The 24126-nt window shown below is 68.0% G+C and carries 24 protein-coding genes and 1 pseudogene; 18 read left to right on the top strand and 7 right to left on the bottom strand.

From position 1 onward, the window contains the following. Nucleotides 1–14 precede the first annotated feature (14 nt). From POS15_RS06235 to POS15_RS06245, 3 genes are all read left to right on the top strand, one after another. Nucleotides 15–1145 (top strand): HlyD family secretion protein, encoded by a 1131-nt coding sequence (locus tag POS15_RS06235; protein ID WP_019184649.1) that lies wholly within the window; start codon nt 15–17, stop codon nt 1143–1145. Continuing rightward, nucleotides 1142–2749, top strand: coding sequence for a DUF2955 domain-containing protein (locus tag POS15_RS06240; RefSeq protein WP_284129222.1), 1608 nt, complete (start codon nt 1142–1144; stop codon nt 2747–2749). The genes POS15_RS06235 and POS15_RS06240 overlap by 4 nt, the downstream gene beginning before the upstream one ends. 81 nt (nt 2750–2830) lie before the next feature. Further along, a complete protein-coding gene (locus POS15_RS06245) occupies nt 2831–3100 on the top strand; it encodes a hypothetical protein (RefSeq protein ID WP_019184646.1) in 270 nt (89 codons plus the stop codon). A 19-nt stretch (nt 3101–3119) separates the two neighbouring features. Here the strand turns inward: POS15_RS06245 and POS15_RS06250 are convergent, their stop codons facing one another. Beyond that, nucleotides 3120–4487 (bottom strand): PLP-dependent aminotransferase family protein, encoded by a 1368-nt coding sequence (locus POS15_RS06250; protein ID WP_046273573.1) that lies wholly within the window; start codon nt 4485–4487, stop codon nt 3120–3122. Nucleotides 4488–4677: 190 nt separating this feature from the next. On the opposite strand from POS15_RS06250, the gene cyoA reads away from it, so the two are divergent. From cyoA to POS15_RS06285, 7 genes are read left to right on the top strand one after another with little or no spacing between them, the layout of a single operon-like run. Next, the gene (cyoA, locus tag POS15_RS06255) at nt 4678–5652 is read left to right on the top strand and encodes a ubiquinol oxidase subunit II (RefSeq protein ID WP_070425253.1); all 975 of its coding nucleotides are present in this window, start codon (nt 4678–4680) and stop codon (nt 5650–5652) included. 2 nt (nt 5653–5654) lie between these two features. Further along, nucleotides 5655–7634 carry a cytochrome o ubiquinol oxidase subunit I gene (gene cyoB / locus POS15_RS06260; protein WP_284129223.1) on the top strand — a complete coding sequence of 660 codons (1980 nt, stop codon included), beginning with the start codon at nt 5655–5657 and terminating at the stop codon, nt 7632–7634. Then, nucleotides 7631–8269, top strand: coding sequence for a cytochrome o ubiquinol oxidase subunit III (gene cyoC / locus POS15_RS06265; RefSeq protein ID WP_284129224.1), 639 nt, complete (start codon nt 7631–7633; stop codon nt 8267–8269). Before cyoB ends, cyoC begins: the two co-directional genes overlap by 4 nt. Further along, the gene (gene cyoD / locus POS15_RS06270) at nt 8266–8619 is read left to right on the top strand and encodes a cytochrome o ubiquinol oxidase subunit IV (RefSeq protein WP_019184641.1); all 354 of its coding nucleotides are present in this window, start codon (nt 8266–8268) and stop codon (nt 8617–8619) included. The genes cyoC and cyoD overlap by 4 nt, the downstream gene beginning before the upstream one ends. After that, on the top strand, nt 8616–9098 hold the full coding sequence (locus POS15_RS06275) for a copper chaperone PCu(A)C (protein ID WP_284129225.1): 483 nt from the start codon (nt 8616–8618) through the stop codon (nt 9096–9098). The genes cyoD and POS15_RS06275 overlap by 4 nt, the downstream gene beginning before the upstream one ends. Then, entirely contained in the window at nt 9095–9664 is a 570-nt protein-coding gene (locus POS15_RS06280) for an SCO family protein (RefSeq protein ID WP_284129226.1), read from the top strand. The genes POS15_RS06275 and POS15_RS06280 overlap by 4 nt, the downstream gene beginning before the upstream one ends. 37 nt (nt 9665–9701) lie before the next feature. Beyond that, nucleotides 9702–11189, top strand: coding sequence for an MFS transporter (locus tag POS15_RS06285; RefSeq protein WP_284129227.1), 1488 nt, complete (start codon nt 9702–9704; stop codon nt 11187–11189). Between the two features lie 46 nt (nt 11190–11235). Here POS15_RS06285 and POS15_RS06290 read toward each other — a convergent pair whose 3' ends face one another. Together POS15_RS06290 and POS15_RS06295 are read right to left on the bottom strand one after the other, a co-directional pair. Continuing rightward, nucleotides 11236–12069: a class I SAM-dependent methyltransferase gene (locus tag POS15_RS06290; protein WP_284129228.1), complete on the bottom strand. Its 834-nt coding sequence runs from the start codon at nt 12067–12069 to the stop codon at nt 11236–11238. A gap of 84 nt (nt 12070–12153) precedes the next feature. Then, nucleotides 12154–13494 carry an Nramp family divalent metal transporter gene (locus POS15_RS06295; RefSeq protein ID WP_046273600.1) on the bottom strand — a complete coding sequence of 447 codons (1341 nt, stop codon included), beginning with the start codon at nt 13492–13494 and terminating at the stop codon, nt 12154–12156. A gap of 116 nt (nt 13495–13610) precedes the next feature. Here POS15_RS06295 and POS15_RS06300 point away from each other — a divergent pair, with 116 nt between their 5' ends. Continuing rightward, nucleotides 13611–14381 (top strand): hypothetical protein, encoded by a 771-nt coding sequence (locus POS15_RS06300; RefSeq protein WP_284129229.1) that lies wholly within the window; start codon nt 13611–13613, stop codon nt 14379–14381. 51 nt (nt 14382–14432) lie between these two features. Beyond that, nucleotides 14433–15410 carry a zinc-binding dehydrogenase gene (locus POS15_RS06305; protein ID WP_046273578.1) on the top strand — a complete coding sequence of 326 codons (978 nt, stop codon included), beginning with the start codon at nt 14433–14435 and terminating at the stop codon, nt 15408–15410. Nucleotides 15411–15526: 116 nt separating this feature from the next. On the opposite strand, the pseudogene POS15_RS06310 reads toward POS15_RS06305, so the two are convergent. Beyond that, nucleotides 15527–16419, bottom strand: a pseudogene (locus POS15_RS06310) (LysR family transcriptional regulator). A 203-nt stretch (nt 16420–16622) separates the two neighbouring features. Here POS15_RS06310 and POS15_RS06315 point away from each other — a divergent pair. The 3 genes from POS15_RS06315 (at nt 16623) to POS15_RS06325 (ending at nt 18814) form a co-directional block, all read left to right on the top strand. Further along, on the top strand, nt 16623–17087 hold the full coding sequence (locus tag POS15_RS06315) for a cupin domain-containing protein (RefSeq protein WP_019184633.1): 465 nt from the start codon (nt 16623–16625) through the stop codon (nt 17085–17087). An 87-nt stretch (nt 17088–17174) separates the two neighbouring features. Continuing rightward, the gene (locus tag POS15_RS06320) at nt 17175–17822 is read left to right on the top strand and encodes an SDR family oxidoreductase (RefSeq protein ID WP_284129625.1); all 648 of its coding nucleotides are present in this window, start codon (nt 17175–17177) and stop codon (nt 17820–17822) included. 65 nt (nt 17823–17887) lie between these two features. Next, nucleotides 17888–18814 carry a M14 family metallocarboxypeptidase gene (locus POS15_RS06325; RefSeq protein ID WP_284129230.1) on the top strand — a complete coding sequence of 309 codons (927 nt, stop codon included), beginning with the start codon at nt 17888–17890 and terminating at the stop codon, nt 18812–18814. Here POS15_RS06325 and POS15_RS06330 read toward each other — a convergent pair. After that, nucleotides 18787–19653 carry a LysR family transcriptional regulator gene (locus tag POS15_RS06330; RefSeq protein ID WP_019184630.1) on the bottom strand — a complete coding sequence of 289 codons (867 nt, stop codon included), beginning with the start codon at nt 19651–19653 and terminating at the stop codon, nt 18787–18789. The two genes, POS15_RS06325 and POS15_RS06330, sit on opposite strands and share 28 nt — an antisense overlap. A 295-nt stretch (nt 19654–19948) precedes the next feature. Between POS15_RS06330 and POS15_RS06335 the strand changes: the two genes are divergently transcribed. Further along, nucleotides 19949–20320 (top strand): multidrug efflux SMR transporter, encoded by a 372-nt coding sequence (locus POS15_RS06335; protein ID WP_102789303.1) that lies wholly within the window; start codon nt 19949–19951, stop codon nt 20318–20320. Beyond that, the gene (locus POS15_RS06340; protein WP_019184628.1) at nt 20317–20637 is read left to right on the top strand and encodes a multidrug efflux SMR transporter; all 321 of its coding nucleotides are present in this window, start codon (nt 20317–20319) and stop codon (nt 20635–20637) included. Before POS15_RS06335 ends, POS15_RS06340 begins: the two co-directional genes overlap by 4 nt. Before the next feature lie 6 nt (nt 20638–20643). On the opposite strand, the gene POS15_RS06345 is transcribed toward POS15_RS06340, so the two are convergent. Continuing rightward, a complete protein-coding gene (locus POS15_RS06345; RefSeq protein ID WP_152663760.1) occupies nt 20644–21477 on the bottom strand; it encodes an isocitrate lyase/phosphoenolpyruvate mutase family protein in 834 nt (277 codons plus the stop codon). 88 nt (nt 21478–21565) lie between these two features. After that, nucleotides 21566–23743 (bottom strand): TonB-dependent siderophore receptor, encoded by a 2178-nt coding sequence (locus tag POS15_RS06350; protein WP_152663761.1) that lies wholly within the window; start codon nt 23741–23743, stop codon nt 21566–21568. A gap of 180 nt (nt 23744–23923) precedes the next feature. Here POS15_RS06350 and POS15_RS06355 point away from each other — a divergent pair, with 180 nt between their 5' ends. Then, on the top strand, nt 23924–24124 hold the full coding sequence (locus POS15_RS06355; protein WP_019184625.1) for a hypothetical protein: 201 nt from the start codon (nt 23924–23926) through the stop codon (nt 24122–24124). Nucleotides 24125–24126 lie beyond the last annotated feature (2 nt).

Here is a 24126-nt window from a genome sequence, read left to right on the forward strand (position 1 = left end):
CAGGAGAGGGCACGATGCAGAACCAGCCGACAGAAGCAGATCCTTCCGAGGCCGCGACCGGCGCAGCGCAGACAGCGCGGCCGCCGCTTCGGCGGATCGTGCAGGCGGTGCTGGCGCTGTTGCTGCTTGTCTTCGTCTATCACCTCGTCGCCGACCGCTTCACTCCCTATACCTCGCAGGCCACCGTGGACGGTTTCCTGGTCCAGATCGCGCCGGAAGTGAGTGGGCCGGTGGTGAGCGTGGAGGTGCGCGACAACCACCCGGTGCGTGCCGGCCAGGTGCTGTTCCGTCTGGATCCGCTGCCGTTCGAAATCGCGCTGCGCGCGGCCCAGGCGAATCTGGCGGTCGTCCAGCAGGGAATGGAGGCGACGGCCGCGGACATGCGGGTCGCCACCGCGCAGCTGCAGCGCCAGCGAGTGGAGCTGGCCAGCAGCCAGCAGTTGGGCCGGATCGTGCTGGACCTCGCCGCCAAGCGCGCCTTGTCCGAAACCTCGGCGATCCGCGCCCGCAGTGACATCGCGCGCACACGCGCGGAGATCCAGCGCGCCGAGGCCGAGGCCGAGCGTGCGCGGATCCGCCTGGGCAGTGGTGAGGGCGGCTCTCCACAGGTGCTCCAGGCGATGGCTGTCGTCGACCAGGCCGCGCTGGACCTGCGCCATGCCACGGTGGTTGCGCCGGCGGCCGGCGCCATCAGCAATCTGCGGCTGGCGCCTGGCCAGTTCGTCGGCCGCGGCCAACCCGTGCTGGGGTTCATCGGCGACGGGCCGCGCTGGGTCACCGCGGCCATGCGCGAAAACCAGTTGGGTCGCATCGCACCCGGGAATCGGGCCTATGTGGCTTTCGACGATCGGCCGGGGCAGGTCTTCGTCGGGCGCGTGGACAGCATCGGCGAGGGCATTGCACGTGGGGGCGAAGTGCCGACCGGTGAGCTGCCGACGGTCACGGCGCCTACCGGGTGGCTGCGCGAACCACAGCGTTTCCCCGTGCGCATCGTGCTCGACCCGCCCACGGAACCGACCGCGCGACTGCCGGGGCGGAGTGGTGCGCAGGCCAGCGTCGTGGTGCTGACCGCCGAACGTTCGCTGCTCAATCCGCTGGCCCGGACATGGATATGGCTGGCCGCGCAGTTGAGCTACCTGCAATGAACGCCTCCTCCGGCGCGACCACGATCCGGCTGCACGGCGTGCTGCGCTTCGCCGTCGCGGTCACCGCCGCGTTCGTCATCGGCGAGGTGATGCAGTGGTGGCCGAGCTTCCTCGCGGCGGTCCTGGTCGCGGTGCTGCTGGCGAGTCTGCCGGTGCGGCCGACGCCACGCATGGCGCTGGGCCTGGTGATGGTGATGACGGTCGTGGCCTGGGCTCCGTACCTGCTGGCGTCGCTGTTGCGTGGGACGCCCATCGTGTTGTTCGGGCTGACCCTGCTCGGCATGTTCCTCGCCTTCCTCGGCCTGCTGCTCGGCCGCGCGCGGCTGCCGGCGATGCTGCTGCTGATATGCCTTGCAGTGATCCCGGTGGTGGTGTTGACCGCACCGGCGCAGGCCGCGGTGTTGCCTTGGGCGCTGGTACGCGGCATGGCGCTGGCGGTAGTGCTGATGCTGGGGGTCCATGCGCTGTGGCCGGCGCTGCCTGCGCCATCGGCGGCTCCACCGGCCGGTCCATTGCCGGGCTCGCCACTCGCACTGGCGATCGTCTCGACCCTGGTGCTGTTGCCGGTCCTGCTGGTCTATCTGCTGCTGGGGCTGGTCGATGCGCTGCCGGTGATCGTCACCACGGTGATGCTGGTTATCAATTTCGAGACGCAACGCAGTGCACGGCATGCGCTCGCGCTGGTGCTCGGCAACCTGGCGGGTGGGCTGCTGGGGTGGTGCCTGCACCTGGCGCTGCTGAGCACCCCGAACCTGCTGTTCCTGAGCCTGTTGCTGCTGCTGGTGATGATCGGCTTCGGACGCTGGATCAGCGCTGGCGGGGCGGTCAGCGCCGTCGCGCTGGTGGCCTGCAACGCGGCACTGATCATTTTCGGTACGGCGCTGGCCACTGGCCCGACCTCGGTCATGGTCTGGCTCACCCGCCTGACCCAGTTCGCGCTGTCCGGCGCGGTCACGCTGACCCTGATGCACCTGCTCTGGCGCTGGCTGCCCCGCGCGGCCGCGCCGTCCCCATCCCCTTCCGCGTCCCCCCCATCCGCGCTGAGCGCGAGGAGCATTGCCATGACCACCCTCGATTCGCCCCAGGTTCCCGGTGTGCAGCCCTCCGACCCGCGACAGCGGCGGCGACTGATCCTCGGTGTCGCGGTCTGGATCGTGGGATGGATACTCGGCCTGGGCCTGATGCCCGTGGTTGAGGCGTCCACCTTGTCCGACGGCCTGAAAACCACCCTCAACGGCGTCCTGCTGCTCGGGTTCCCCAAGCTGTTCCTGGTGCTCGCCGTGGCGATCATGGGCAAGCCCGGGTTCGCCTATCTCAAGTCGCTGATCGGCGGGCACCTGCGCCGCTTTGCGCCGGCGGCGCAGGTCAGCCCAGTGCGCTACCGGATCGGGCTGATCCTGTTCATCGCGGTCATCGTGCTGAGCTCGGTCGGGCCGTACGTCGCGCCGCAGACCGGCTCGCTGCGCATGCAGCACCCGCACCTGGTCGCCATGAGCGGTGACCTGCTGCTGGTGGTCAGCCTGTTCCTGCTGGGCGGCGACTTTTGGGACAAGCTGCGGTCCCTGTTCGTCCGCGACGCCAAAGCGGTGTTTCCGCCGTCGTGAGCGGCCACGGCAGGCCCCCGGTGGCCGGGGGATCACGGTATATTCCCCGGCCCCATTTCATCGCCAGATCCAGACCAAGCCATGAGCACGCCCCGGAAATACTACAAACACCCTGCGGAATCCGAGATCGGCAACGGCACGATCTACCTCGAGGCGCAGGGCGATGTGATCGTCCGCCAGGTCGAAAGCTATCGCAGCGTGCTGGTCTGGGCCGACAAATCCGGGCAGGCCGACGCGCGTTTCCCGCTGTCCGATCAGCCCTTGTCCTGGCTGGACCTGGATTCGGATGACAGCATCACCGCCAGCCAGTTTGAAGCCGTCTGGAAGCAAGCCAAGGCCGTGTCCGGCTGAGGTTGCCGGGGCGCGGGACTCAGACCGTCCAGCCCGGGCGTTCCGCCGCCGCCACATGCATCAGCTGATCCAGCTGGCGCAGCGCCCGGTGCAGTTCCTGCCGGTGGGCGGCCGCACCCAATGAAATCCGCACCGCATCGTTGATCGCCACGCCTTCGGGCGTGAAGGCCGACGACGGTGCGATGCCCAGGCCCTGCAGCCGCGCGGCGTGGGTCAGGCTGGCATCGGTCCAGTGGGCCGGCAGACGGCACCATGCGTGTACGCCCGCGCAGTGCTGCAGGAAGCGCGGCGACAACGCCGACTGCGCCAGGTAGCGGCGCTCGGCCGCTTCTTCCTGCACCAGCGTCAGCATCGCCTGGGCCGAGCCATCCAGGATCAGCTGCGTCACCAGGGCATTCATCAGCGGCGGCGCCATCAGGTTGACCGCGCGCAGGGCATCGAGCACCGGTTGCCGGTCCATGCCGTCGGGCAGGCGCACGAAACCGGTGTGCAATCCCGGGCTCAGGCACTTGGAGAGGGTGGAGATGTAACAGGTGTGCCGTGGTGCCAGCAGCGCAAGCGGGGCAGGGGCGTCGTCAACCAGCAGCCAGTACGGATCGTCTTCGATCAGCTGCAGGTGCTGCGCGCGGATCACGTCGGCCAAGGCTTCGCGGCGTGCGGGCGGCATAGTGTGGGCCGTGGGGTTCTGTGCGGTCGGGTTGAGATAGACCACGCGCGCGCCGTGCTTCTTCGCAGCGCGTGCCAGCGCATCCGGTCGCATGCCCGCGTCGTCGCACTCGACCACCTGCAGCCGCCGCTGCAGCACCCGGGTGGCATGCAGCAGGCCGGGATAGACCAACGGCTCGCACAGAATCGTGTCACCGGCATTGGTCAAGGCCAGCAGCAGGGCGGACAGCGCGGCCTGCGCGCCTTCCGTGACGATCACCGTGCCGGCATCGACCTTGCCGAGGATCGGCTTGAGCCATTGTTGCGCGGCCTGATGATCGGCGCGGCTGCCGCCACCGACGTGGTACGTCATCAGGTTGCCGACATCGCTGCGGGTCAGCACCGATGACAGGCCGCGCCGCAGCACCTCGGCCACCTGCTGCCCGCCAGGGCTGGGCGGCAGGTTCATGCTCAGGTCGATCAGCTGGGTCAGTTCCACCTGTGGCGGCGCCACGAACGAGCCCAGCGGGCCGCGTGCATCGATCAGCCCGCGTTTGCGTGCCTCGGTGAAGGCCCGGGTGATGGTGGTCAGGTCCACGCCGAGTTCGGCGGCGAGCGCGCGCTGTGCGGGCAGGCGCTCACCGGGGCGCAGCGCACCCGACCAGACCGCACGTTCCAGGGCCTGCACGATGCGCAGGTAGACCGGCCCGTGGCCGTCGGCAATGAGGGGGCTCCACTCCATGCGCGCATGGTACGCGCGCGGCCGGGCAGGGCTGCGACAGTGTGTCGCATCATGTATGGATCATGTCGTTGCCTAACGTACGCGGCTGCGGCGGGCACCCCCCATGCATATCGGTCATGCAGGGGGGTGTTCGCCACTTCTCATGATCCGGGCCGCCCGGCCCGGCACTGCGTTGGAAGGGCCGTCACGCATGAACCCCGCTACACACCCCGCTCGCCGCGCCGCGCTGGCCGGTCGAGCCCGCGCCGGACGCTGGTTCGGCCTGGCAGCGCTGCTGCCGCTGCTGTCAGGTTGCAGGAACCTGGAGCTGTTCAATCCCATGGGCAGCATCGCCGAGCAGGAAATGCAGCTGATCCTGGTCTGCACCGGCCTGATGCTGCTGGTGGTGATCCCGGTGATCATCCTCACGCTGTACTTCGCGTGGCACTACCGCGAGTCGAACAAGAAGGCCACCTACGCACCCACCTGGTCGCACTCCACCGCCATCGAAGTGGTGGTGTGGACGATCCCGTGCCTGATCGTGGTCGTGCTCGGCGTGCTGATCTGGAAAAGCACCCACGCGCTGGATCCGTACCGGCCGATCGAATCGGACAAGGCGCCGCTGCGCGTGGAAGTGGTCTCGCTCAACTGGAAGTGGCTGTTCATCTATCCGGACCACAACGTGGCCACGGTCAACGAACTGGTGATGCCGGTCGATACGCCGGTGGCGTTCAAGCTGACCTCCGAGTCGATGATGAATGCCTTCTTCGTGCCGCAGCTGGGCAGCATGGTCTACACCATGCCGGCAATGCAGACCCGCCTGCACCTGATCGGGCATACGCCGGGTACGTACGCGGGCATGTCCTCGGCCTACAGCGGCGCGGGCTTCTCGGACATGAAGTTCGATGCGCGGGTGATGACCGAGGCGGACTTCGCGCAGTGGCTGGCGCAGTCGCGCGGCACTGCCCAGCACCTGGGCCAGGCCCGTCTGGCCGAACTGGAGAAACCGACCCACGGCGCGCCGATGCAGCGCTTCGCCAGCGTGGATACCGGTCTGTTCGACAGCATCCTGCGCCGCTACGGCGGCATGCCCGACGACGAAATCTGCCTGCCCGGTGAAGAACCCGGCGCGACATCCCAACTCGTGAGCCTGGCCGCGTCTGCCAGCCGTACCGCGGAGAACTGATTGTGCTTGGAAAGTTGAACCTCGAAGCGATTCCCTACCACGACCCGATCATCATGTCGGCGCTGGTCGGCTCGCTGCTGCTGGGCGTGGCGATCGTCGCGGCCATCACGTATTACAAGAAGTGGGGCTACCTCTGGACCGAGTGGATCACCTCGGTGGACCACAAGAAAATCGGCGTGATGTACATCATCCTGGCCCTGGTCATGCTGGTGCGCGGCTTCGCCGATGCGCTGATGATGCGGGCCCAGCAGGCCATCGCCGCCAATGACAGCGCCGGTTACCTGCCGCCGGAACACTACGACCAGATCTTCACCGCGCATGGCGTGATCATGATCTTCTTCGTGGCGACACCGCTCATCGTGGGCCTGATGAACATCGTGGTGCCGCTGCAGATCGGCGCGCGCGACGTCGCCTTCCCGTTCGTCAACTCGCTCAGCTTCTGGTTGTCGGCGGTGGGCGCGGTGCTGGTGATGCTGTCGATGTTCGTCGGCGATTTCGCCGCGACCGGCTGGGTGGCGTATCCGCCGCTGTCCGGGATCGAGTACAGCCCCACGGTAGGCGTGGACTACTACATCTGGTCACTGCAGGTCTCCGGCATCGGCACCACGCTGACCGGCCTGAACTTCATCGTCACCATCCTCAAGATGCGTGCGCCGGGCATGGACCTGATGAAGATGCCGGTGTTCACCTGGACCGCACTGATCACCAACATCCTGATCGTGGCGATCTTCCCGGTGCTGACCGCGACCCTGGCGCTGCTGACCATGGATCGCTATTTCGGGATGCATTTCTTCACCAATGACGCCGGCGGCAACGCCATGATGTACGTCAACCTGATCTGGATCTGGGGCCACCCGGAAGTCTACGTGCTGATCCTGCCGTGCTTCGGCGCGTTCTCGGAGATCATCGCCACGTTCTCGGGCAAGCCGCTGTTCGGCTACCGCTCGATGGTCTACGCCACCTCGTCGATCGGCATCCTGTCGTTCTTCGTGTGGCTGCACCACTTCTTCACCATGGGCTCGGGCGCCAACGTGAATGCCTTCTTCGGCATCATGACCTCGATCATCTCGATCCCCACCGGGGTGAAGCTGTTCAACTGGCTGTTCACCATGTACCGCGGGCGGATCCGCTACCACTCCTCGACGCTGTGGACGATCGGCTTCATGGTCACCTTCGCCCTGGGCGGCATGACCGGCGTGATGCTGGCGATCCCGGGCGCGGACTTCGTGCTGCACAACAGCCTGTTCCTGATCGCACACTTCCACAACGTGATCATCGGTGGCGTGGTGTTCGGCTGCCTGGCCGGCATCAGCTTCTGGTTCCCCAAGGCCTTTGGCTTCACCCTCAACGAGCGCTGGGGCAAGATTTCCTTCTGGTGCTGGCTGGTCGGCTTCTACCTGGCCTTCATGCCGCTGTACGTGCTGGGCTTCAAGGGCATGACCCGCCGCATGAACCACTACGGCGTGGAGGGCTACCAGCCGTGGCTGATCGTGGCCGCCGTCGGTGCGCTGGTGATCGCCGCCGGCATCGCCGCGATGTTCATCCAGTTCTATGTCAGCGTGCGTGACCGCAAGGCCAACATGGATCTCACCGGCGACCCGTGGAATGCGCGCAGCCTGGAGTGGGCCACGTCCTCGCCGCCGCCGTTCTACAACTTCGCCAGGCTGCCGGCGATCACCTCGCTGGAACAGCATTGGGACGACAAGCAGCACGGCCGTGCCTGGCAGCGCCAGGACAGCTACGAGGACATCCACATGCCACGCAATACCGCCTCGGGTGTGGTGATTTCGGTGTTCAGCCTGGTGCTGTGCTTTGCCCTGGTCTGGCACATGTGGGTGCTGGCCGGCATCGGCCTGATCGGCGTGATCGCGACCTTCGTGCTGCGCTCGTACGACCGTGATGTGGACTATTACGTGCACGCCGCCGAGGTGAAGCAAATCGAAGACGCGCACTTCGCGCAGATGGAAGGAGCCAAGGCATGAGCGGCGATACCCTGACCGCTGCCACGCAGCACGGGCAGCTCGCGGCCGGTCATCACGACCCTGCCCACGCGCATCACGACGATGGCAACAAGACCGTCGTCGGGTTCTGGATGTACCTGATGGGCGACTGCCTGATCTTCGCGGTGCTGTTCGCCACCTTCGGCGTACTGCTCAACGGAACCGCCGACGGCCCCAGCGGCAAGGAACTGTTCAAGCTCGGTTTCGTGCTCTCCGAGACCGTGGTGCTGCTGCTCAGCAGCTTCACCTTCGGCCTGGCGATGCTCGGCATGCAGGCGGGCAAGCGCAACCAGGTGGTGGGCTGGCTGGCCGTGACCGGTGTACTCGGTGCGGTCTTCATCGGCATGGAGCTGTATGAGTTCGCCGAGCTGATCCACGAAGGCGCCACCCCGGACGTGAGTGCGTATCTGTCGGCGTACTTCACGTTGGTGGCCACCCACGGCCTGCACGTCACCTTCGGCCTGCTGTGGTTGGCGATCATGATCCACCAGGTGCTGAAGTTCGGCCTGGACGGCATCGTGCGCCGCCGCCTGGCGTGCCTGAGCCTGTTCTGGCACTTCCTGGATCTGATCTGGATCTGTGTGTTCACCTTCGTCTACTTGAGGGAGTTTGTATGAGCGCGAACGCGCCTGATGCCGATCACGGTGGCGGCCATGCCACCCTGACGGGCTACATCCTCGGCCTGCTGCTGTGCCTGGTCCTGACCGGCGCCTCGTTCGGCGTGGTCATGACCGATCTGGTCCCGCAGCCGCTGCGGCTGACCGCCATCGTGGTGCTGTGCGTGGTGCAGCTGGTCGCCCAGCTGGTGCTGTTCCTGCATATCGGGGCAGGGCGCAGCCAGCGCGAGAACACCGGCATCTTCCTGTGCACCGCTTTCCTGATCGCCATCGTGGTGGCCGGTTCGCTGTGGGTGATGCACAACGCCAACCTCAACATGATGCCGATGCAGATGTCGGGCACGCCATGAGCCGCTCATCCTGCGCAACCCTGCTGGCCGGGCTGCTGCTCTCCTCTCCCGTGATGCCGGTGGTGGCTGCGGCCCCGCAGGCCCACACCGCGGCAACGGTGTCGGTCAGCGATCCCTGGGTCCGCTTGCCACCGCCGGCGGCGAATGTCGCCGCCGGTTACGTGCTGCTGCATAACGGCGGCGGTGATGACCGGCTGCTGTCGGCCGCGTCCTCGATGTTCGCCGAGGTGCAGATCCATGCCATGCGCATGGATGGTGAAGTGATGCGCATGCAGGCGCTGCCCGATGGCCTGGCTTTGCCGGGGGGGCAGACCGTCGCGCTGGAGCCCGGCGGCTACCATCTGATGCTGCTCAAGCCGAAGCGGCCGTTGTCGGCCGGGCAGACGGTGCGGGTGACGCTGCAGTTCGCCCGCAGTGCACCGCAGGTGGTGGAGTTCAGCGTGCGCGATGGCCTGGTGCTGCACGGAGCAGCGAAGTGAGGCGCTGGGTCGCCGCGGGCATCGTGACGGTGGCGCTGCTGGCCGGTTGCGCCGATGATCAGGCACCGGTAATGGGCCAGGCGGCACTCGGCGCGGTCAAGCTGGAGAGCAGCGACGGCCGAACGCTTGCGATCCGCGACCTGCAGGGCACGCCGACGCTGCTGTTCTTCGGTTTCACCCACTGCCCCGAAGTATGTCCGCTGAGCCTGGTCAAGGCAGTGCAGATCAAGCGGCTGCTGGGCCCCGCGGCAGAGCAGCTGCAGGTCGCCTTCGTCACCGTCGACCCGCAGCGCGATACGCCCGAACACCTGCGCGAGTACCTGGCGGCCTTCGATACGACGTTCCTCGGCCTGGCCGGCGACGAGGCCGGTACCCGTGCCATCGCCGAGAGCCTGGGGGTGAGCTATCGGCGCGTCGGCGAAGGTGACCGGGCGACCTTCGAGCACACGGCCTCGTGGTTCCTGCTCGGTGCTGACGGCCAGCTGCAGGATGTCTACGGCTATGCAATGAGCGAACAGGATATCGTCGAGAAGCTGCGCGTGCGGCTGGCCGAGGCCGGCACGTGAGGTCGTTGCAGGCCACTCCCCGAGCCATCGCACGGCCATGAAGCGTGCAGGCGCGCACCGCGCGGATGCCGTCCTGCTGCTCGGTTCGGCCGGCTGTGCACTCACGGTGCTCGATACCAATGTGGTCGGCGTGGTGTTGCCGACCATCGCCCGCGATCTGTCGGCCACCTTCGCGGATATCGAGTGGGTGGTCAGTGCCTACGTCCTGTGCTTCGCCTCACTGCTGTTGCCCGCCGGCACCCTGGCCGACCGGATCGGGCGTCGCCGCCTGTTCCTGATCGGTCTGAGCCTGTTTGCACTGACCTCGGTGGCCTGCGGGCTCGCCGGCACCGCCATGGCCTTGTACCTGGCACGGGCCGGGCAGGGTGCGGCGGCAGCCTTCATGCTGGCACCGGCGCTGTCGCTGATCGGCCATGCACACCAGAGCCCGGCATCCCGCGCGCGTGCCTGGGCGATCTGGGGCGCGATCATGGGCTTGACCATGGTGCTCGCGCCACTGATCGGCGGTGCCATCGCCACCTGGGCAGGGTGGCGTTGGGCCTTCCATATCAATCTTCCCCTGTGCCTGTTGCTGGCCGGCCTGAGCGTGGCCTTCGTGCCCGAATCACGCGATCCGGTCAGCCGCCGCATCGATGTGCCGGGCGTGCTGCTGTTCGCCGGCAGCATGCTGTCGTGGACCTGGGCCTTGATCCGTGGGCCGGTGGAGGGCTGGGGCAGCGCCGCGGTGATGCCGTGGCTGCTGGCGGGCACCGCGCTGGGCGCCGGCTTCATCGTGGTCGAACAGCGCCGTGCCCACCCCATGCTGGACCTGCGCCTGTTCCGCGCGCCGGCATTGGTCGGTGCGGTGCTGGCGATGTTCGCCTACGCCGCCTGCGTGCAGGTGATGGCCTCGCTGCTGCCCTTGCTGCTGCAGAACGCCCGCGGTGACAGCGTGCTGCAGGCCGGCGTGCACATGCTGCCGTTCGCGCTGGCGATGCTGCTGCTGCCGTTCGTGGGCCGCCGGCTCGGCACGCGATGGGCGTCCGGTCGGATCCTGGCGTTGGGGCTGGGCGTTGCCGTGATCGGCAATCTCGGCATCGCGGTGGCACTGTGGCAGCACAGTCAGCTCGGCCTACTGCTGGCGATGGCGGTGCTCGGCAGTGGGGGCGGCCTGCTCAATGGCGAAACGCAGAAGGCGATCATGAGCGTGATCCCGCCGGACCGCGCCGGCATGGCCTCGGGCATCAGCACCACCGCGCGCTTCTCCGGCATCCTGATCGGGTTCGCAACGCTGGGCGCGGTGCTGTCCAGCCACGTACGCGACGCCGCCCGCCAGGCACTTGCCGAGGCAGGGCAGGCAGGCTCGCCCGCACTGATCGAGCGCGTGGTGGTCGGTGAACTGTCGGTACCCGGCGCGGCCCATGGCAGCCTGACGCTGCTGGCGCACCAGGCCTACGCAGACGGCGCCGCGTATGCGTTCGTGACCGCGGCGGCCATGGCACTGGTGGCGATGTTGCTGACCAGCACGCTGATGAGCCGGCGCTAGAGGGTCCGTAGGGGGCGACCGCGCCTGGCGTGGTTCCTGCCGGCGCTCACCACGCGCGGGCGCGCACGTCCCAGCAGGCCGCGGTGAAGGTTACGGACTCGCCGTCGACGAACGGCTCGAAGGCATGCAGCACCTCCTCGAGCACCTTCGTTCGTCCGTCCGCAGCCAGGTCGTTGTTGCGCAGTGCGCTCCCGACCGGTCCCAGCAGCGAGACGTACGTCGCCAGATCCGCTCGGTCGATCCGGCACACGACATCCAGCGGCAGCAGCTCGATATCCTCCCAGCCGCCTTCGCCCAGGACCTGCTCGACCCGGGCCTGATCGGCAAACGCAAACTGACCCGGTGCGCCGGGCTGGCGCGGTGGCAACGTCAGCCAGGGCGCCGCGGCGCGCTCGGCGGTGGTCATGAAGGCATTTTCGTCCGCCCCACGCCAGGCCAGCGCCTGCAGCACCCCGCCGCGTCTGGCGGCGCGCTGCAGTTGGCCGAACGCCTGCACCGGGTCATCGAAGAACATCACCCCGAAGCGCGACACGATCCGGTCCAGGCTCCCCGGGGCGAATGCGTGCTGCTGCGCGTCGGCGACGATGAACTCCACGGCCAGGCCGGCGCGCTGCGCGCGCTCGCGCGCCAGGGCGATCATCGGGGCGGAGATGTCGACCCCGGTGACGTGTGCCTCCGGCCCCAGGCACCCGGCCATGCCCAGCGCCACCGCGCCGGTGCCGCAGCCGACATCCAGCACACGCAGATCGTCGCCCGGCGGGATCGCGGCCAGCAGATGGTCGGCCAGCGGCGCGAACATCTGGTCGAGAAGGCGCTGCGCGTCCACCCAGGCCTCACCTGCCGGGCCATTCCATAACGCGTGCTGCGAGGTATCGGTCATTGCGTGGCTCGATCTGGGCGTGCCAGTGGGGTGAGGGAAATGCACTGTGCCACCTCAACCAACGTTGAGGTCAAGCGCCAAGGCTCAGCCCCGCCACACATCCACCAGCAGCTTCACGTTCAACACGATGATCAGGCCGCCGATCAGCCACGACAGCGCTATCAACCACCTCGGCGCCACCAGCGCGCCCATCTTGGCCTTGTCCGAGACGAACCGCACCAGCGGCACCACCGCGAACGGCAGCTGCATCGAGAGCAGCACCTGGCTCAACACCAGCAACCGTGCGGTGCCTTGCTCGCCATAGATGGCCGTGACCACCACCACCGGCACGATCGCGATGCCGCGGGTGATCAGGCGCCGCGCCCACGGGGCGATCCGCAGCCGCAGAAAACCTTCCATCACGATCTGGCCGGCCAGCGTCGCGGTCACGGTGGAGTTGATGCCCGAAGCGAGCAGGGCGACCGCGAACAACGTCGAGGCCAGGCCGACGCCCAGCATCGGCGCGAGCAGTTCGTAGGCCTGCTCGATCTCCTGCACATCGGTCCGGCCATGCGCATGGAACACCGCGGCCGCCAGGATCAGGATCGAGGCGTTGATGAACAACGCCAGCATCAGCGCGATGGTGCTGTCGGTCACCGCCCAGCGCAGCGCGCTGCGGCGACCGGCATCCGTGCGCGGGTAGGCGCGGGTCTGCACGATGGAGGAGTGCAGGTAGAGATTGTGCGGCATCACGGTGGCACCGATGATGCCGATCGCCAGGTACAGGGCCTTGGGATCGGTCACCACCTGCGCGTGCGGAATGAACCCGGCCAGCACCGCCTGCAGCGGCGGGGCGGCGATGAAGATCTGGATCGCAAAGCAACCGAAGATCACCAGCAGCAGCGCGATCACGAACGCCTCAAGGGCACGGAACCCACGGTTCATCAGCAGCAGCACGAGCACCACGTCCACCGCGGTGATGATCGCGCCGGCCAGCAGCGGGATCCCGAACAACAGCTTCAGCGCGATTGCCGTGCCGATGACTTCCGCCAGATCGCAGGCGATGATCGCGATCTCGCACAGCAGCCACAGGCCCAGGTTGACCGGCCTCGAGTAGTGGTCGCGGCAGGCCTGCGCCAGATCGCGCCCGGTGGCGATGCCCAGGCGCGCCGAGAGCCCCTGCAGCACGATCGCCATCAGGTTGGAGAGCAGGATCACCGAGAGCAGCAGGTAACCGAACTGCGCACCGCCGGCGATATCGGTGGCCCAGTTGCCCGGGTCCATGTAGCCGACCGAGATCATGTAGCCCGGGCCGAGGAAGGCCAGCAGCCGGAACCACCAGTGACCGCCGCTCGGGACCGCGACGCTGGCGTTCATCTCGCCCAGGCTGGGCGTATGCCCGGCCGAGGACGGCCAGGCGGGGGCGTTTTCTGGGCGGCGTTGGATATCCACGGCCGCAATATAGCAGAGGCTATGTTAGTAAGGCTTTGCAATCTGTGGCCTCCCAACGCCTTAACCCTGAACCGCGTATCGTCACCGCTCTTTTCAGCTGGAGTGGATGCATGCGTTGGATCGTGTTGTTGGCCGCATTTGCCATGCCCGTGGTGGCGTGGTTCTCACAGACCGGCGCGTTCGGCCCGGCCAACGGTGCAGTGTCCGACCAGTACCCGACCCTGCTGGTCGCGGCCGGTTATGCCTTCGCGATCTGGGGCCTGATCTTCCTGTGGGACGTGCTGTTCGGGTTCTGGCAGCTGCGCCTGCGCAAGCCGGACATCACCGGGGTGCGCCCGTGGGCGGCGGCCGGTTTCGCGTTGACCGCCGCCTGGATGCCCGTGTTCTCCAACCAGTGGTTCCTCCCGGCGCTGGCGATCATCTGGGCCGCCTTGCTCTGCGTGATCGTGGCCGCCTACCGCGCCTCGCCGGTCACCGCGCCGGGTCGCCAGCGTGCGTGGGCTGCCTATCCGTTGGCGCTGCATGCCGGTTGGTTGTCGCTGGCGGCCTTCCTCAATACCGCCCAGGTGATCGTCGCCCTTGGCTGGCTGCCGACCGACAACATGCTCGGCTGGAGCCTGGTGCTGCTGGTGCTGGCCACGCTGCTGGTGCTGGTGGTCAACCAGCTGCTGCGCGGGCACTTCGCCTATCCGGCCGCCGTCATCTGGGCGCTGGCCGGGATGTACGTCAAGCAGTCCGGCTGGGATCTGCCGGGGGCCCACAACATCGCCATCCTGGCGCTGGTGCTGATCATCATCGTGGTGATCCAGACCATCTGGCTGCGCGTGCGCGCCTGGCACCAGCCGCGCGCCATCGTCGCCGCCCATCGTCATCGCCGTTGATTCCTTCTGCAGGAGATACCCCATGAACATCGCAATGAAGGCGCGCGGCTGATGCGCGCTGCCATCCACACCACCTTCGGTGACCCGACCCAGGTCCTGCACGGCGGCGACGTGCCGCAGCCGGCCCCGGCGGCCGGCGAGGTGCGCATCCGCACCGTGCTGGCGCCCATCCACAACCATGACCTGTGGACCGTTCGCGGTCAGTACGGCTACAAGCCCGAGCTGCCCGCGGTCGGTGGCAGCGAAGGTACCGGCGTGATCGACGCGCTGGGCGAAGGCGTCGACGGCCTGAAGGTCGGCCAGCGCGTCAGCGCCGCGTCGGTGCACGGCACCTGGGCCGAGTACTTCATCGCGCCGGCGCGCATGGTCATTCCCATGCCCGACAGCATCGATGACAACGCGGCGGCACAGCTGATCGCCATGCCGCTCAGTGCATTGATGCTGCTGGAGTTCCTGCAGGTGAAGCAAGGCCAGTGGATTCTCCAGAACGCGGCCAACGGCGCGGTCGGCAAGGCGCTGGCGATGCTGGCCAAGGCACGTGGCGTGCACTGCATCAACCTGGTGCGGCGCGACGCGGGCGTGACCGAGATGGCTGGACTCGGCATCGACCACACCATTTCCACCGCGCAGTCCGACTGGATGGCCCAGGTGCAGGCCACGGTCGGCAAGGCATCGATCGCCGCCGCCGTGGACTCGGTTGGCGGGCGCGCCAGCAGTGAGTTGATGACCCTGCTGGGCGATGGCGGCACGTTGGTGTCGTTCGGTTCGATGACCGGTGAGCCGATGCAGCTCAGCTCCGGCGATGTGATCTTCAAACAGGCCACGGTGAAGGGCTTCTGGGGCAGCAAGGTCAGCCAGGCGATGGCGCCGGATGACAAGCGGCGCCTGGTCGGGGAACTGCTGCAGCTGGCTGCGCGTGGCGGGCTGAGTCTGCCGGTGGACGGGGTGTTCGGTCTGGACGAGGTGGCCGACGCCGCCAAGGCCAGCCTGGAGCCAGGCCGCAACGGCAAGGTGCTGCTGCGCCCCTGAGAAGGACCGGTAGAGCCGACCGTTGGTCGGCTGCCCTTGATCGGGCGCTGCGTCTGCCGACCAACGGTCGGCTCTACGTGGGATGTGGCGCCGCCTCAGCCGACCAACGGTCGGCTCTACCTTTCTGCGCGCAATGCTTCGATCACCACGCGCATCGCGCTGGAGGATTGCCGGCGGCTGGGGTAGTAGGCGTAATAGCCGTCGAAGGGATCGCACCAGTCCGGCATGACACGCCGCAAGGCACCGGCGGCGATGTCCTCGAGCACCATGTCCTCGGGCAGATAGGCCAGGCCGGCGCCGGCCAGGGCGGCGCGACGGACCGCGCTGCTGCCGTTGAAGGTCCATTGGCCGTCCACGCGCACGTTCACGTCCTCGCCGTCCTTTTCCAGGTCCCACACCATCAGCCCGCCGTGGGTGGGCAGGCGCATGCCGATGCAGTTGTGTGCCGCCAGATCGGCCGGCACCTGCGGGCGGTATGCGTGGCGAAGTAGGCCGGGCTGGCCACGATCGCCATGCGCTGCGGCGGGCTGATCGGCACGGCGATCATGTCCTTGGCCACGCGCCCGCCCAGACGGATGCCGATGTCGTAGCGCTGGGCGACGATGTCGGCCAGGCCGTAGTCGATGGTGAGCTCCACACGCAGGTCGGGGTAGGCGGGCAGCACGGCCGACAGCCGCGGCCAGACGATCGTGTTGGCCGCATGTTCGGCGGTGGTGATGCGGATCGTGCCGGCCGGGCGGTCGCGGTACTCGCTGATCGCGGCCACTTCGGCCTCGATCTCCTGCATGCGCGGCGCGACGGTGTCGTACAGCCGCTCGCCAGCCTCGGTCATCGAGACGCTGCGCGTGGTCCGGGTCAGCAGGCGCACGCCCAGGCGCTCTTCCAGGCCGCGGACGGTGTGGCTCAGCGCAGACTGCGAGACGCCGAGCTGGGCGGCCGCGCGGGTGAAGCTGCGCTCGCGCGCGACAGTGACGAACACCTGCAGATCGTTGAAATTCTCGCGGGCCATGGAGCGGGGGCCGAGGGCGCATGGCAGTCATGCGCGCCCATGATGCGCGGGCCCGACTGATGAACTCAAGTAGCGTTGTTTACCCATTGATGAGGATCAGTCATGGCTGCATCCCGGTTGCGATGGGTAGTTCCCGCGCGGGGCCAGGCCTAGAGTGAGGGTCCCGGCGGCGTGCTTCGTCGCTCCCCACAGGAGATCGCTTCATGGACCTGTTCACCGCCGCGCTGTCGCTTTCGATGGCCGCCACCGCGCCCGCCGAAGCGCCGCCCATCCGCATCGCCCGCGCCGGCAGCGCCGCCTCGGCGGCCGGCCCGGCCGATTACTTCACCGGCCGCGTCCGCATCGATGCGCCCTTCCAGGCCGATGCGCCGGCACGGGTCGGCGGAGCGACGGTCACCTTCGAGCCCGGTGCCCGCACCGCATGGCATACCCATCCGCTGGGCCAGACCCTGATCGTGACCGCAGGCGTGGGCAGCGTGCAGGAGTGGGGCAAGCCCGCGCGCGAGATCCGCCCGGGCGACATCGTCTGGATTCCACCGGGCGTCAAGCATTGGCACGGCGCGCAGGCCACCACGGCGATGACGCATATCGCGATTGCCGAAGCGGTGGACGGCTCGCCGGTGACGTGGATGGAGCAGGTCAGCGACGCGCAGTACAGCGGTAACTGAACCACGCTCCGTGACAGGGACGGTCATGTCACATCCGCCTGCGTACCCTCACAGGCGGGTTGAAACAGGAGAACCGTCTTGAGCAATGTGTTCATCGTCGGCGCAGCCGGCAAGGTTGGCCGTCATCTGGTCGAACAGCTGGCCGACAAACAGCATCGCGTGCATGCCCTGCATCGCCGCGCCGAGCAGGGCCCGGCACTGAAAGCACGTGGCGCCACGCCGGTCACCGGTGATCTCACCGCCACCGACGTCGATACGCTGGCCGGCCAGATGGCAGGCAGCGACGTCGTCGTCTTTACCGCCGGCGCGGGTGGCGCCGGCATCGAAGTGACCAACGCCATCGACGGCCGCGGCCTGGAACTTGCCGTGGATGCCGCCCGGCAGGCGGGCGTGCGTCGTTTCCTATTGGTGTCGGCATTCCCCGAAGCCGGCCGCAACAAGGCCATGGGCGAGGGCTTCGAGAATTACATGACGGTCAAGAAGCGCGCCGATGTGTATCTGGCCGCGACCGATCTGGACTGGGTCATCCTGCGCCCGGGCACCTTGAAAGATACAGCAGGCACCGGCCGCGTCACCGCGGGACCGGCGATCGCCTATGGCGACATACCGCGCGCCGATGTGGCCGCCACCCTGGTCGCGCTGGTGGAACAGCCGCAGCTGCGGCGCACGATCATCGAGCTGACCGAAGGCGACCAGCCTGTCGATGCAGCGATCGCCGCGCTCGACCACGCGTAAGCGGGGCTGCCTGGTGCGGCAATGGTAAAATCGCGCTTCCACACCGCACCACAGACGAGCACGCCATGACCAACGCCCCCTTCTATCCCATCGGCACCCCCGGCCAGCCCTGGGGCGCTGAAGAGAAGGCGCAGTGGCGTGCCCGCCAGGTGCCGCAGCGGCGCTATGCCGATGACGTGCTGCCAGCGGTGGACGCACTGCGCGATGCGTTCGAGGTGACCCAGTACGGCACGCTCGACTACGCCCCGGACCAGTACCCGCTGTTCGCCGTGCGCAGCCGCGACTGGAACCCCGCGCTGCCGACGATGCTGGTCACCGGCGGCATCCACGGCTACGAAACCAGTGGCGTGCAGGGTGCCCTTCAGTTCCTGCAGGCCCGCGCGGTCGAGTACGCCGGGCGCGCCAATCTGCTGGTGGTGCCCTGCGTCAGCCCGTGGGGCTACGAGCGCATCCAGCGCTGGAACGCCGAGGCGATCGATCCGAACCGCTCCTTCATCGTCAACAGCCCGGCGGCCGAAGCGGCCGAGCTGATTGCTCTCGTCGCGCCGCTGAAGGGCAGTATCGTGATGCATATCGACCTGCACGAAACCACGGACAGCGATGAAACCGAGTTCCGCCCGGCCCTGGCCGCGCGCGACGGCAAGCCGTTCGAGCCGGGCCTGATCCCGGATGGTTTCTATCTGGTCGATGACAGCGAGAACCCGCAGCCTGCGTTCCAGACCGCCGTCAACGCGGCCGTCGAACGGGTGACCCACATCGCCCCGGCTGACGACAAGGGCGAAATCATCGGCTCGCCGGTGGTCGCCCCCGGCGTGATCGAATATCCGCTGGAAAAGCTGGGCCTGTGCGCCAGTGTCAGCGGTGCGACCTTCACCACCACCACCGAGGTGTATCCGGACAGCCCGCGCGCGACCCCGCAGCAGTGCAACGATGCCCAGGTGGCGGCGATCTGCGCGGCGATCGATTACGCGTTGGCCGCCCCCAGGAACTGATCCAGCAACCACAGCGCGGCCGGCCCCAGCGGCGCACCCTTGCGCCACACCGCATCGGTGGAAACCAGCCGTGGCCAGCCCGGCAGGGGCAGCTCCACCAGCATGCCCCGGCCGTAGCGCGTGACCAGCGCGCGCGGCAGTTCGGCCCAGCCGAAGCCGTCCTCGGCCATCTCCAGCACCATCAGGTAGTCCGAGGCGGACCACGTCCGCCCGCGTGCGTGGCCCTCACGGCAGGCGTCGCCGCTCAGGCAGATCTGGCGATGACGGGCCAGGTGCGATTCCTCCGGCGTGGCCACGGCGGCCAGCGGGTGAGCGGCGGCCACGAATACCGCCATCTCCGCACGCAGGGGCAGGGCGCGTACCGCCAGTTCGGAAGGATAGGACGGCTGATGCGGGATCAGCCCGAGCTGGGCGCGCCCGCGCTGCACCACCTCGAGCACGTCGTGGCCTTCGGCATCCAGCCACTCAAGTTCGATATCCGGGAAGCGTTGCTCGAACCGCTGCAGCAGATGCTGGTCGGGATTGAGCTGGTAGATGTCCGAGAACACCAGGGTAAGGCGCGGTTCGACCTCGTCGGCCAGGCGGATGCTGAGCTGCTCGAGGCGGTCGGCGGCGGCCAGGATTTCCTGCGCATGGCCGAGCACTTTGCGGCCGTCTTCGGTCAGCACCGGGTAACGACCACTGCGATCGAACAGGGTGAGGCCCAGATCCGCTTCCAGCGTGGCGATCGCGGTGCTGATGGTGGATTGGGTCTTCTTCAAACGGCGTGCGGCGGCGGAGAACGAGCCGAGGGCCGCGGCCTCGACGAACGCGTGCAGGGATTCAGGGCCATAACGCATGGATGTATCGCCTTTGTCGATGGATTCCATCTTGGGACTGATGGAAAAGGCGATGATAATGGGCGCGTCGCTTGGGTGCCATGGCCCGGCTGGCGCGTACCGACCAACGGTCGGCACCTACCGGATGCGGTGCCGATGCGGTGCCGACGGTGCCCACGGTACCGCCAGTGCCGACCCGGTGTCGGCAGCCATGTCACCCGGCCAGCAGCGACGCACGCGCATCCGCCATCCCGGCCGATGCCCCGGTGCCCGGGCATTCCGCCGGCGCGCACCGGCCGCCATCAAGGAGCTTTCCATGCACACACAGGTGCATTCGCAACCCCGTGCCCGCGGCGGCCTGATCGCCTGGGCCTGCCTGACCGTGGCGATCGTCGCCGAAGTGGTCGGTACCTCGTTCATGGCCGACGCCGCCCGTCATGGCGGCTATGTGGGCTATGCCGTGATGGCCGTGGCCCTGGCCATTTCGTATTACTTCCTTGCGCTGTCGGTGCGCGGCATCGCGGTCGGTGTCGCCTACGCGGTATGGGAAGGCCTCGGCCTGACCCTGCTGACCCTGGTCGGTATTTTCGTGTTCAAGGACAGCCTGTCGGTGCAGCAGATGATCGGCCTGGTGATGGCGGCGGTCGGCATCGTCTGCGTCACGCTCGGCGAGGAGCACACGCCATGAATCTCACCGCTTTCCTGTTCGTGGTCTGCTCGGCCCTGATCGACATCGCAGCCAACATGATGGTCGCCAAGTCCGATGGCTTCCGTAAGCCGGCGTGGGGCGTCGCCGCGATCGTGCTGGTCTGGATCGCGTTCGCGATGCTCGGCCAGGCGGTCAAGACCCTGGACCTGGCCACCGCTTACGCGATGTGGGGTGCGATCGGTGTGATCGGGACCGCGCTGTGCGGGCGCGTGCTGTTCGGCAATCGTCTGCGCCCGATCGGCTGGGTGGGCATCGCGCTCGTCACCGCGGCGGTGGTGGTGCTGTCCAGCCACTGATCCCGCTCAGCGGAACAACTGGTTCAACACCGTGCCGGAGGCCGCGTCCGCGAAGCCGTCGAAGCGGCCTTCGTCCTTGAGCAACTGCGCGGCGCGCATCATCCCGCCCCAGGCAGTACGCGCCATCGCACCGCCAACGCTCACCCGGCGCACGCCCATGGCGGCAATGTCCTGCAGGGTGAACGGCAACGCGCTGCCCACCAGCAGGTTCACCGGTCGCGGTGCCACTGCGGCCACCACCGCCTCGATCTGCTCGCGGGTGCTGATGCCCGGTGCGTAGAGGCAGTCCGCACCTGCCTCGGCATAGGCGCGCAACCGCGTGATCGCATCCTCCAGATCCGGGCGGCCGACGAAGAAGTTTTCGGCACGGCCGATCAGCAACACGTCCTCACCGGCCTCGTCGATCGCACGGCGCGCCGCGCGCACCCGGGCCACGGCATCGTCCAGCGTGCGCAGCGGATGGTCCGGGTCCGGGCTGGCGTCTTCGATGGAGATGCCAGCCACGCCCGTGGCGATGGCAAGGGCGACGTTGCGGCCGACCTCCTGCAGCGTGCCGAAGCCATCGCCGAAATCGGCGTTCAACGGCAGCGGGGTCGCGGCGGCGAGGGAGCGGAGATGGGCGAGCGTTTCCTCCAGCGTCAACGTGCCATCGGCCTGCGCCTGGCTCCACGCATAGCCGGAGCTGGTGGAGGCCAGTGCCTGGAAACCGAGGCTGTGCAGATAGCGTGCGCTGCCGGCGTCCCACGGGTTGGGCAGCACGAAGCAGCCGTCATCGTGCAACGCGCGGAAGGCCGCGCGGCGCGGGCGGGGATCGAAGGACAGGTCCGTCATCGTGCGCATCCGGTAAGCAGTGGCCTGATGGTAACGCCCGCCGCTGCCACGCCCATGCTGCGCTGCGCGACCGCCTGGGCCGCGCAGCGCCGTCACATCAGAACGCGATGGTGCCCTGCAGGTACAGCGTTCGCGGCTGGCCGACGAACTTGCCGCCGTTGTTGTCGGTGGAGCGCGTGTAGTAGCGGCGGTCGAACAGGTTCTTGACCCCGATCGCCAGCTTCAGATCGTGCAGCTCTGGCCCGAAGTCGTAGCCGGCGCGCACGGCGACGGTGGAGTACCCGGCGATGTCGCCGAGGCGACCGGTCGGGTCTTCCTCGGTCACATAGGTCGCGCCCGGGTTCGGGGTGCCCGGCGAGCGCTGGCCGGACTGGGCGAACACATCGGCGTTGAAGGTCCAGCGGTCGATCGCATAGCGCGCGCCGAACGAGCCGACATTGCGCGAGTACAGCGGCAGGTCCTTGCCGGCAAACGCACCGGCGCGGGCGGTGGCCTCGGTCCAGGTGTAGGTCATCGACAGCTGCAGGCCGGTGAGTGCGTCGCTGAGCTGGCCCATGTCGTAACGCAGCGCCGACTCCGCGCCGCGGTGCCGGGTCGCGCCCAGGTCGGTCCACATGCCTTCGCCGACGATCGAGCGGGCCAGCTGCAGTTCCTTGTCGAAATCGACGTTGAACAGGGTGAATTCGCCGCTCAGGCCGCTGCCGTTGTAGTGCGTGCCCAGCTCATAGGTCGTTGCCGATTCAGGATGCAGGCCCTCAGTGGTCGAGGCCAGCTGGCTGTACTGCTGCGGGCCGAACGACTTGCCGCCATTGGCGAACAGCGACCAGTGATCGCCCAGGCGGTACAGCACCGAGAGCGTGGGGAGGGTCTCGCGCGAGTCGATGCTCGGGGTCAGCACGCTGCTGACCGCGCCACTGGTGGCGAGGTTGGTCACGGTGTTGAAGGTGCGGATGTCCTCCACACGCACGCCGGGCGTGAGGGTCCAGTTGCCGATATCGATGCGGTCATCGATGTAGAACGCATGGGCGGTCGTGCCACCGCGGCTGGTCTGGTACGGGAGCAGCGGCAGATCGAAGCCGGCCACCGCCGCGCCCGGCGGGTAGTAGCGGGTGCGCGAGGCCACCTCGCTGCTGGCCTCCTTCAGGTAGCGGTAGCCCACGCTCACTTCCTGCACGACCGTGCCGGTGGTGAACAGGCGCGAATAGCGCGGCTCCACGCCCAGGTAGTGGTAGCTGCGCGGCGCGGCGGTGAGGCGGCGCTGGCCGCTGGTGGCACCGGTGCCGTCCTGCTCGATGTAGCTGCCGCGGAAGGAATCCACGTAGTAGCCCAGCACCTCGACATTGTTGCGGCCGTCGCTGAAGCTGTACTTCAGCGAGCCATCGCTGCGGCGCCCGTTGAACACGTCATACGGGCGGGTGGACTGGAACGGATCGGCGGCGTATTCGGCGGTGGTCAGGCCACCGGGCATGCGCCCGCTGCCTTCGAAGTGGTGCAGCGACATCGCCAGGTCGCCGGCGTTGCCCAACGCATAGGACGCCTTGAGCAGGACATCGTCGATGTCGGTCTTGTCATTGCTGCTGCGCCAGCCGTCGCCGTGGGTGCCCGAGTACAGCAGCGCCGCGCCGAGCCCACCGTCGGTGGTACCGCCCAGGAACAGGCTGGGGACGGTCTTCAGGTTGCCGCCCTGGCCGTACATCTCCGAGGCAAAGCCCAGCGAGCCGGCGACGTCCTTCGGAATCGCGCGGGTCACGAAGTTGATGATGCCGCCCACGTTCTGCGGCCCGTAGCGGACCGAGCCGGCACCGCGCACCACGTCCACCGATTCCAGGTTGCCCAGCGCGACCGGGGCCAGCGACAGCTGCGGCTGGCCATACGGGGCATACGACATCGGCACGCCGTCCATCAACACGTAGGAGCGCGGCGACAGGCGCGAGGTGAGGCCGCGCACGCCCACGTTGAGCGACACATCGCTGCCGCCGGTGCCATTGCTTTCCTGCACCTGCACGCCGGGAATCTGGCGCAGCACGTCACGCACGCTGGTCGAGCCGCTCTCGGCGATGCGCTGCGCCTCCACGATGCTGCGCGCCCCCGGATGGTCGAGCAGCTTGGCTTCGGTCGGGTTGTCCAGCCAGTTGCCGGTGACGGTGACGGCATCCAACTGCGTGGCGTCGAGCGCGGCGGCCTGCGCTGCGGCCAGGTGCGGGGCGCTGGCCAGAACCAGGCCGATGGCGGTCGCGATCGCGGCGAGGGTGGGGCGTGCGGGGAGGGCGTGCATGGGTACGGCGGTCCGGTCGGGCGAGGGCAGGCCGCGGGCGTGCGCGCCTGGGAAAAACCGGCGGATCGTACAGCAAATGGGAATCATCTGCGTTGTCAGGGCCCCGACCGCTTGCCCGGGTGCCTTCTGCGTGCAAGTCTGGGGCTGCGCCGGGCCGCCGGCGCAGCCAAGGAGGCGCGCATGCTCGAGGTGATCGATCTGCTGTTGGCCCCGCTGTTCAGGATCAGCCCGGTGCGGTACCTGCGCGACCCGGCCTACCGCCAGCGCATCCACCGCGAACAAGGCAAGGCCGGGCGCTATCGCATGATCTTCCTGATGCTGCTCGTACTGGCCGCGATCGCACTGTTGGCGCTGGTGATCCTCGCGCGCTACGGGCGTTAGCG

The organism is Stenotrophomonas sp. BIO128-Bstrain, assembly GCF_030128875.1.
Classification (GTDB): Bacteria; Pseudomonadota; Gammaproteobacteria; order Xanthomonadales; family Xanthomonadaceae; genus Stenotrophomonas; species Stenotrophomonas bentonitica_A.

What these genes read in the sequence shown, in the direction of transcription:
- POS15_RS06235 (WP_019184649.1), top strand. Translation starts at nt 15, where the DNA reads ATGCAGAACCAGCCGACAGAAGCAGATCCTTCCGAGGCCGCGACCGGC.
- POS15_RS06240 (WP_284129222.1), top strand. Translation starts at nt 1,142, where the DNA reads ATGAACGCCTCCTCCGGCGCGACCACGATCCGGCTGCACGGCGTGCTG.
- POS15_RS06245 (WP_019184646.1), top strand. Translation starts at nt 2,831, where the DNA reads ATGAGCACGCCCCGGAAATACTACAAACACCCTGCGGAATCCGAGATC.
- POS15_RS06250 (WP_046273573.1), bottom strand. Translation starts at nt 4,487, where the DNA reads ATGGAGTGGAGCCCCCTCATTGCCGACGGCCACGGGCCGGTCTACCTG.
- cyoA (WP_070425253.1), top strand. Translation starts at nt 4,678, where the DNA reads ATGAACCCCGCTACACACCCCGCTCGCCGCGCCGCGCTGGCCGGTCGA.
- cyoC (WP_284129224.1), top strand. Translation starts at nt 7,631, where the DNA reads ATGAGCGGCGATACCCTGACCGCTGCCACGCAGCACGGGCAGCTCGCG.
- cyoD (WP_019184641.1), top strand. Translation starts at nt 8,266, where the DNA reads ATGAGCGCGAACGCGCCTGATGCCGATCACGGTGGCGGCCATGCCACC.
- POS15_RS06275 (WP_284129225.1), top strand. Translation starts at nt 8,616, where the DNA reads ATGAGCCGCTCATCCTGCGCAACCCTGCTGGCCGGGCTGCTGCTCTCC.
- POS15_RS06285 (WP_284129227.1), top strand. Translation starts at nt 9,702, where the DNA reads ATGAAGCGTGCAGGCGCGCACCGCGCGGATGCCGTCCTGCTGCTCGGT.
- POS15_RS06290 (WP_284129228.1), bottom strand. Translation starts at nt 12,069, where the DNA reads ATGACCGATACCTCGCAGCACGCGTTATGGAATGGCCCGGCAGGTGAG.
- POS15_RS06300 (WP_284129229.1), top strand. Translation starts at nt 13,611, where the DNA reads ATGCGTTGGATCGTGTTGTTGGCCGCATTTGCCATGCCCGTGGTGGCG.
- POS15_RS06305 (WP_046273578.1), top strand. Translation starts at nt 14,433, where the DNA reads ATGCGCGCTGCCATCCACACCACCTTCGGTGACCCGACCCAGGTCCTG.
- POS15_RS06315 (WP_019184633.1), top strand. Translation starts at nt 16,623, where the DNA reads ATGGACCTGTTCACCGCCGCGCTGTCGCTTTCGATGGCCGCCACCGCG.
- POS15_RS06325 (WP_284129230.1), top strand. Translation starts at nt 17,888, where the DNA reads ATGACCAACGCCCCCTTCTATCCCATCGGCACCCCCGGCCAGCCCTGG.
- POS15_RS06330 (WP_019184630.1), bottom strand. Translation starts at nt 19,653, where the DNA reads ATGCGTTATGGCCCTGAATCCCTGCACGCGTTCGTCGAGGCCGCGGCC.
- POS15_RS06335 (WP_102789303.1), top strand. Translation starts at nt 19,949, where the DNA reads ATGCACACACAGGTGCATTCGCAACCCCGTGCCCGCGGCGGCCTGATC.
- POS15_RS06340 (WP_019184628.1), top strand. Translation starts at nt 20,317, where the DNA reads ATGAATCTCACCGCTTTCCTGTTCGTGGTCTGCTCGGCCCTGATCGAC.
- POS15_RS06345 (WP_152663760.1), bottom strand. Translation starts at nt 21,477, where the DNA reads ATGCGCACGATGACGGACCTGTCCTTCGATCCCCGCCCGCGCCGCGCG.
- POS15_RS06350 (WP_152663761.1), bottom strand. Translation starts at nt 23,743, where the DNA reads ATGCACGCCCTCCCCGCACGCCCCACCCTCGCCGCGATCGCGACCGCC.
- POS15_RS06355 (WP_019184625.1), top strand. Translation starts at nt 23,924, where the DNA reads ATGCTCGAGGTGATCGATCTGCTGTTGGCCCCGCTGTTCAGGATCAGC.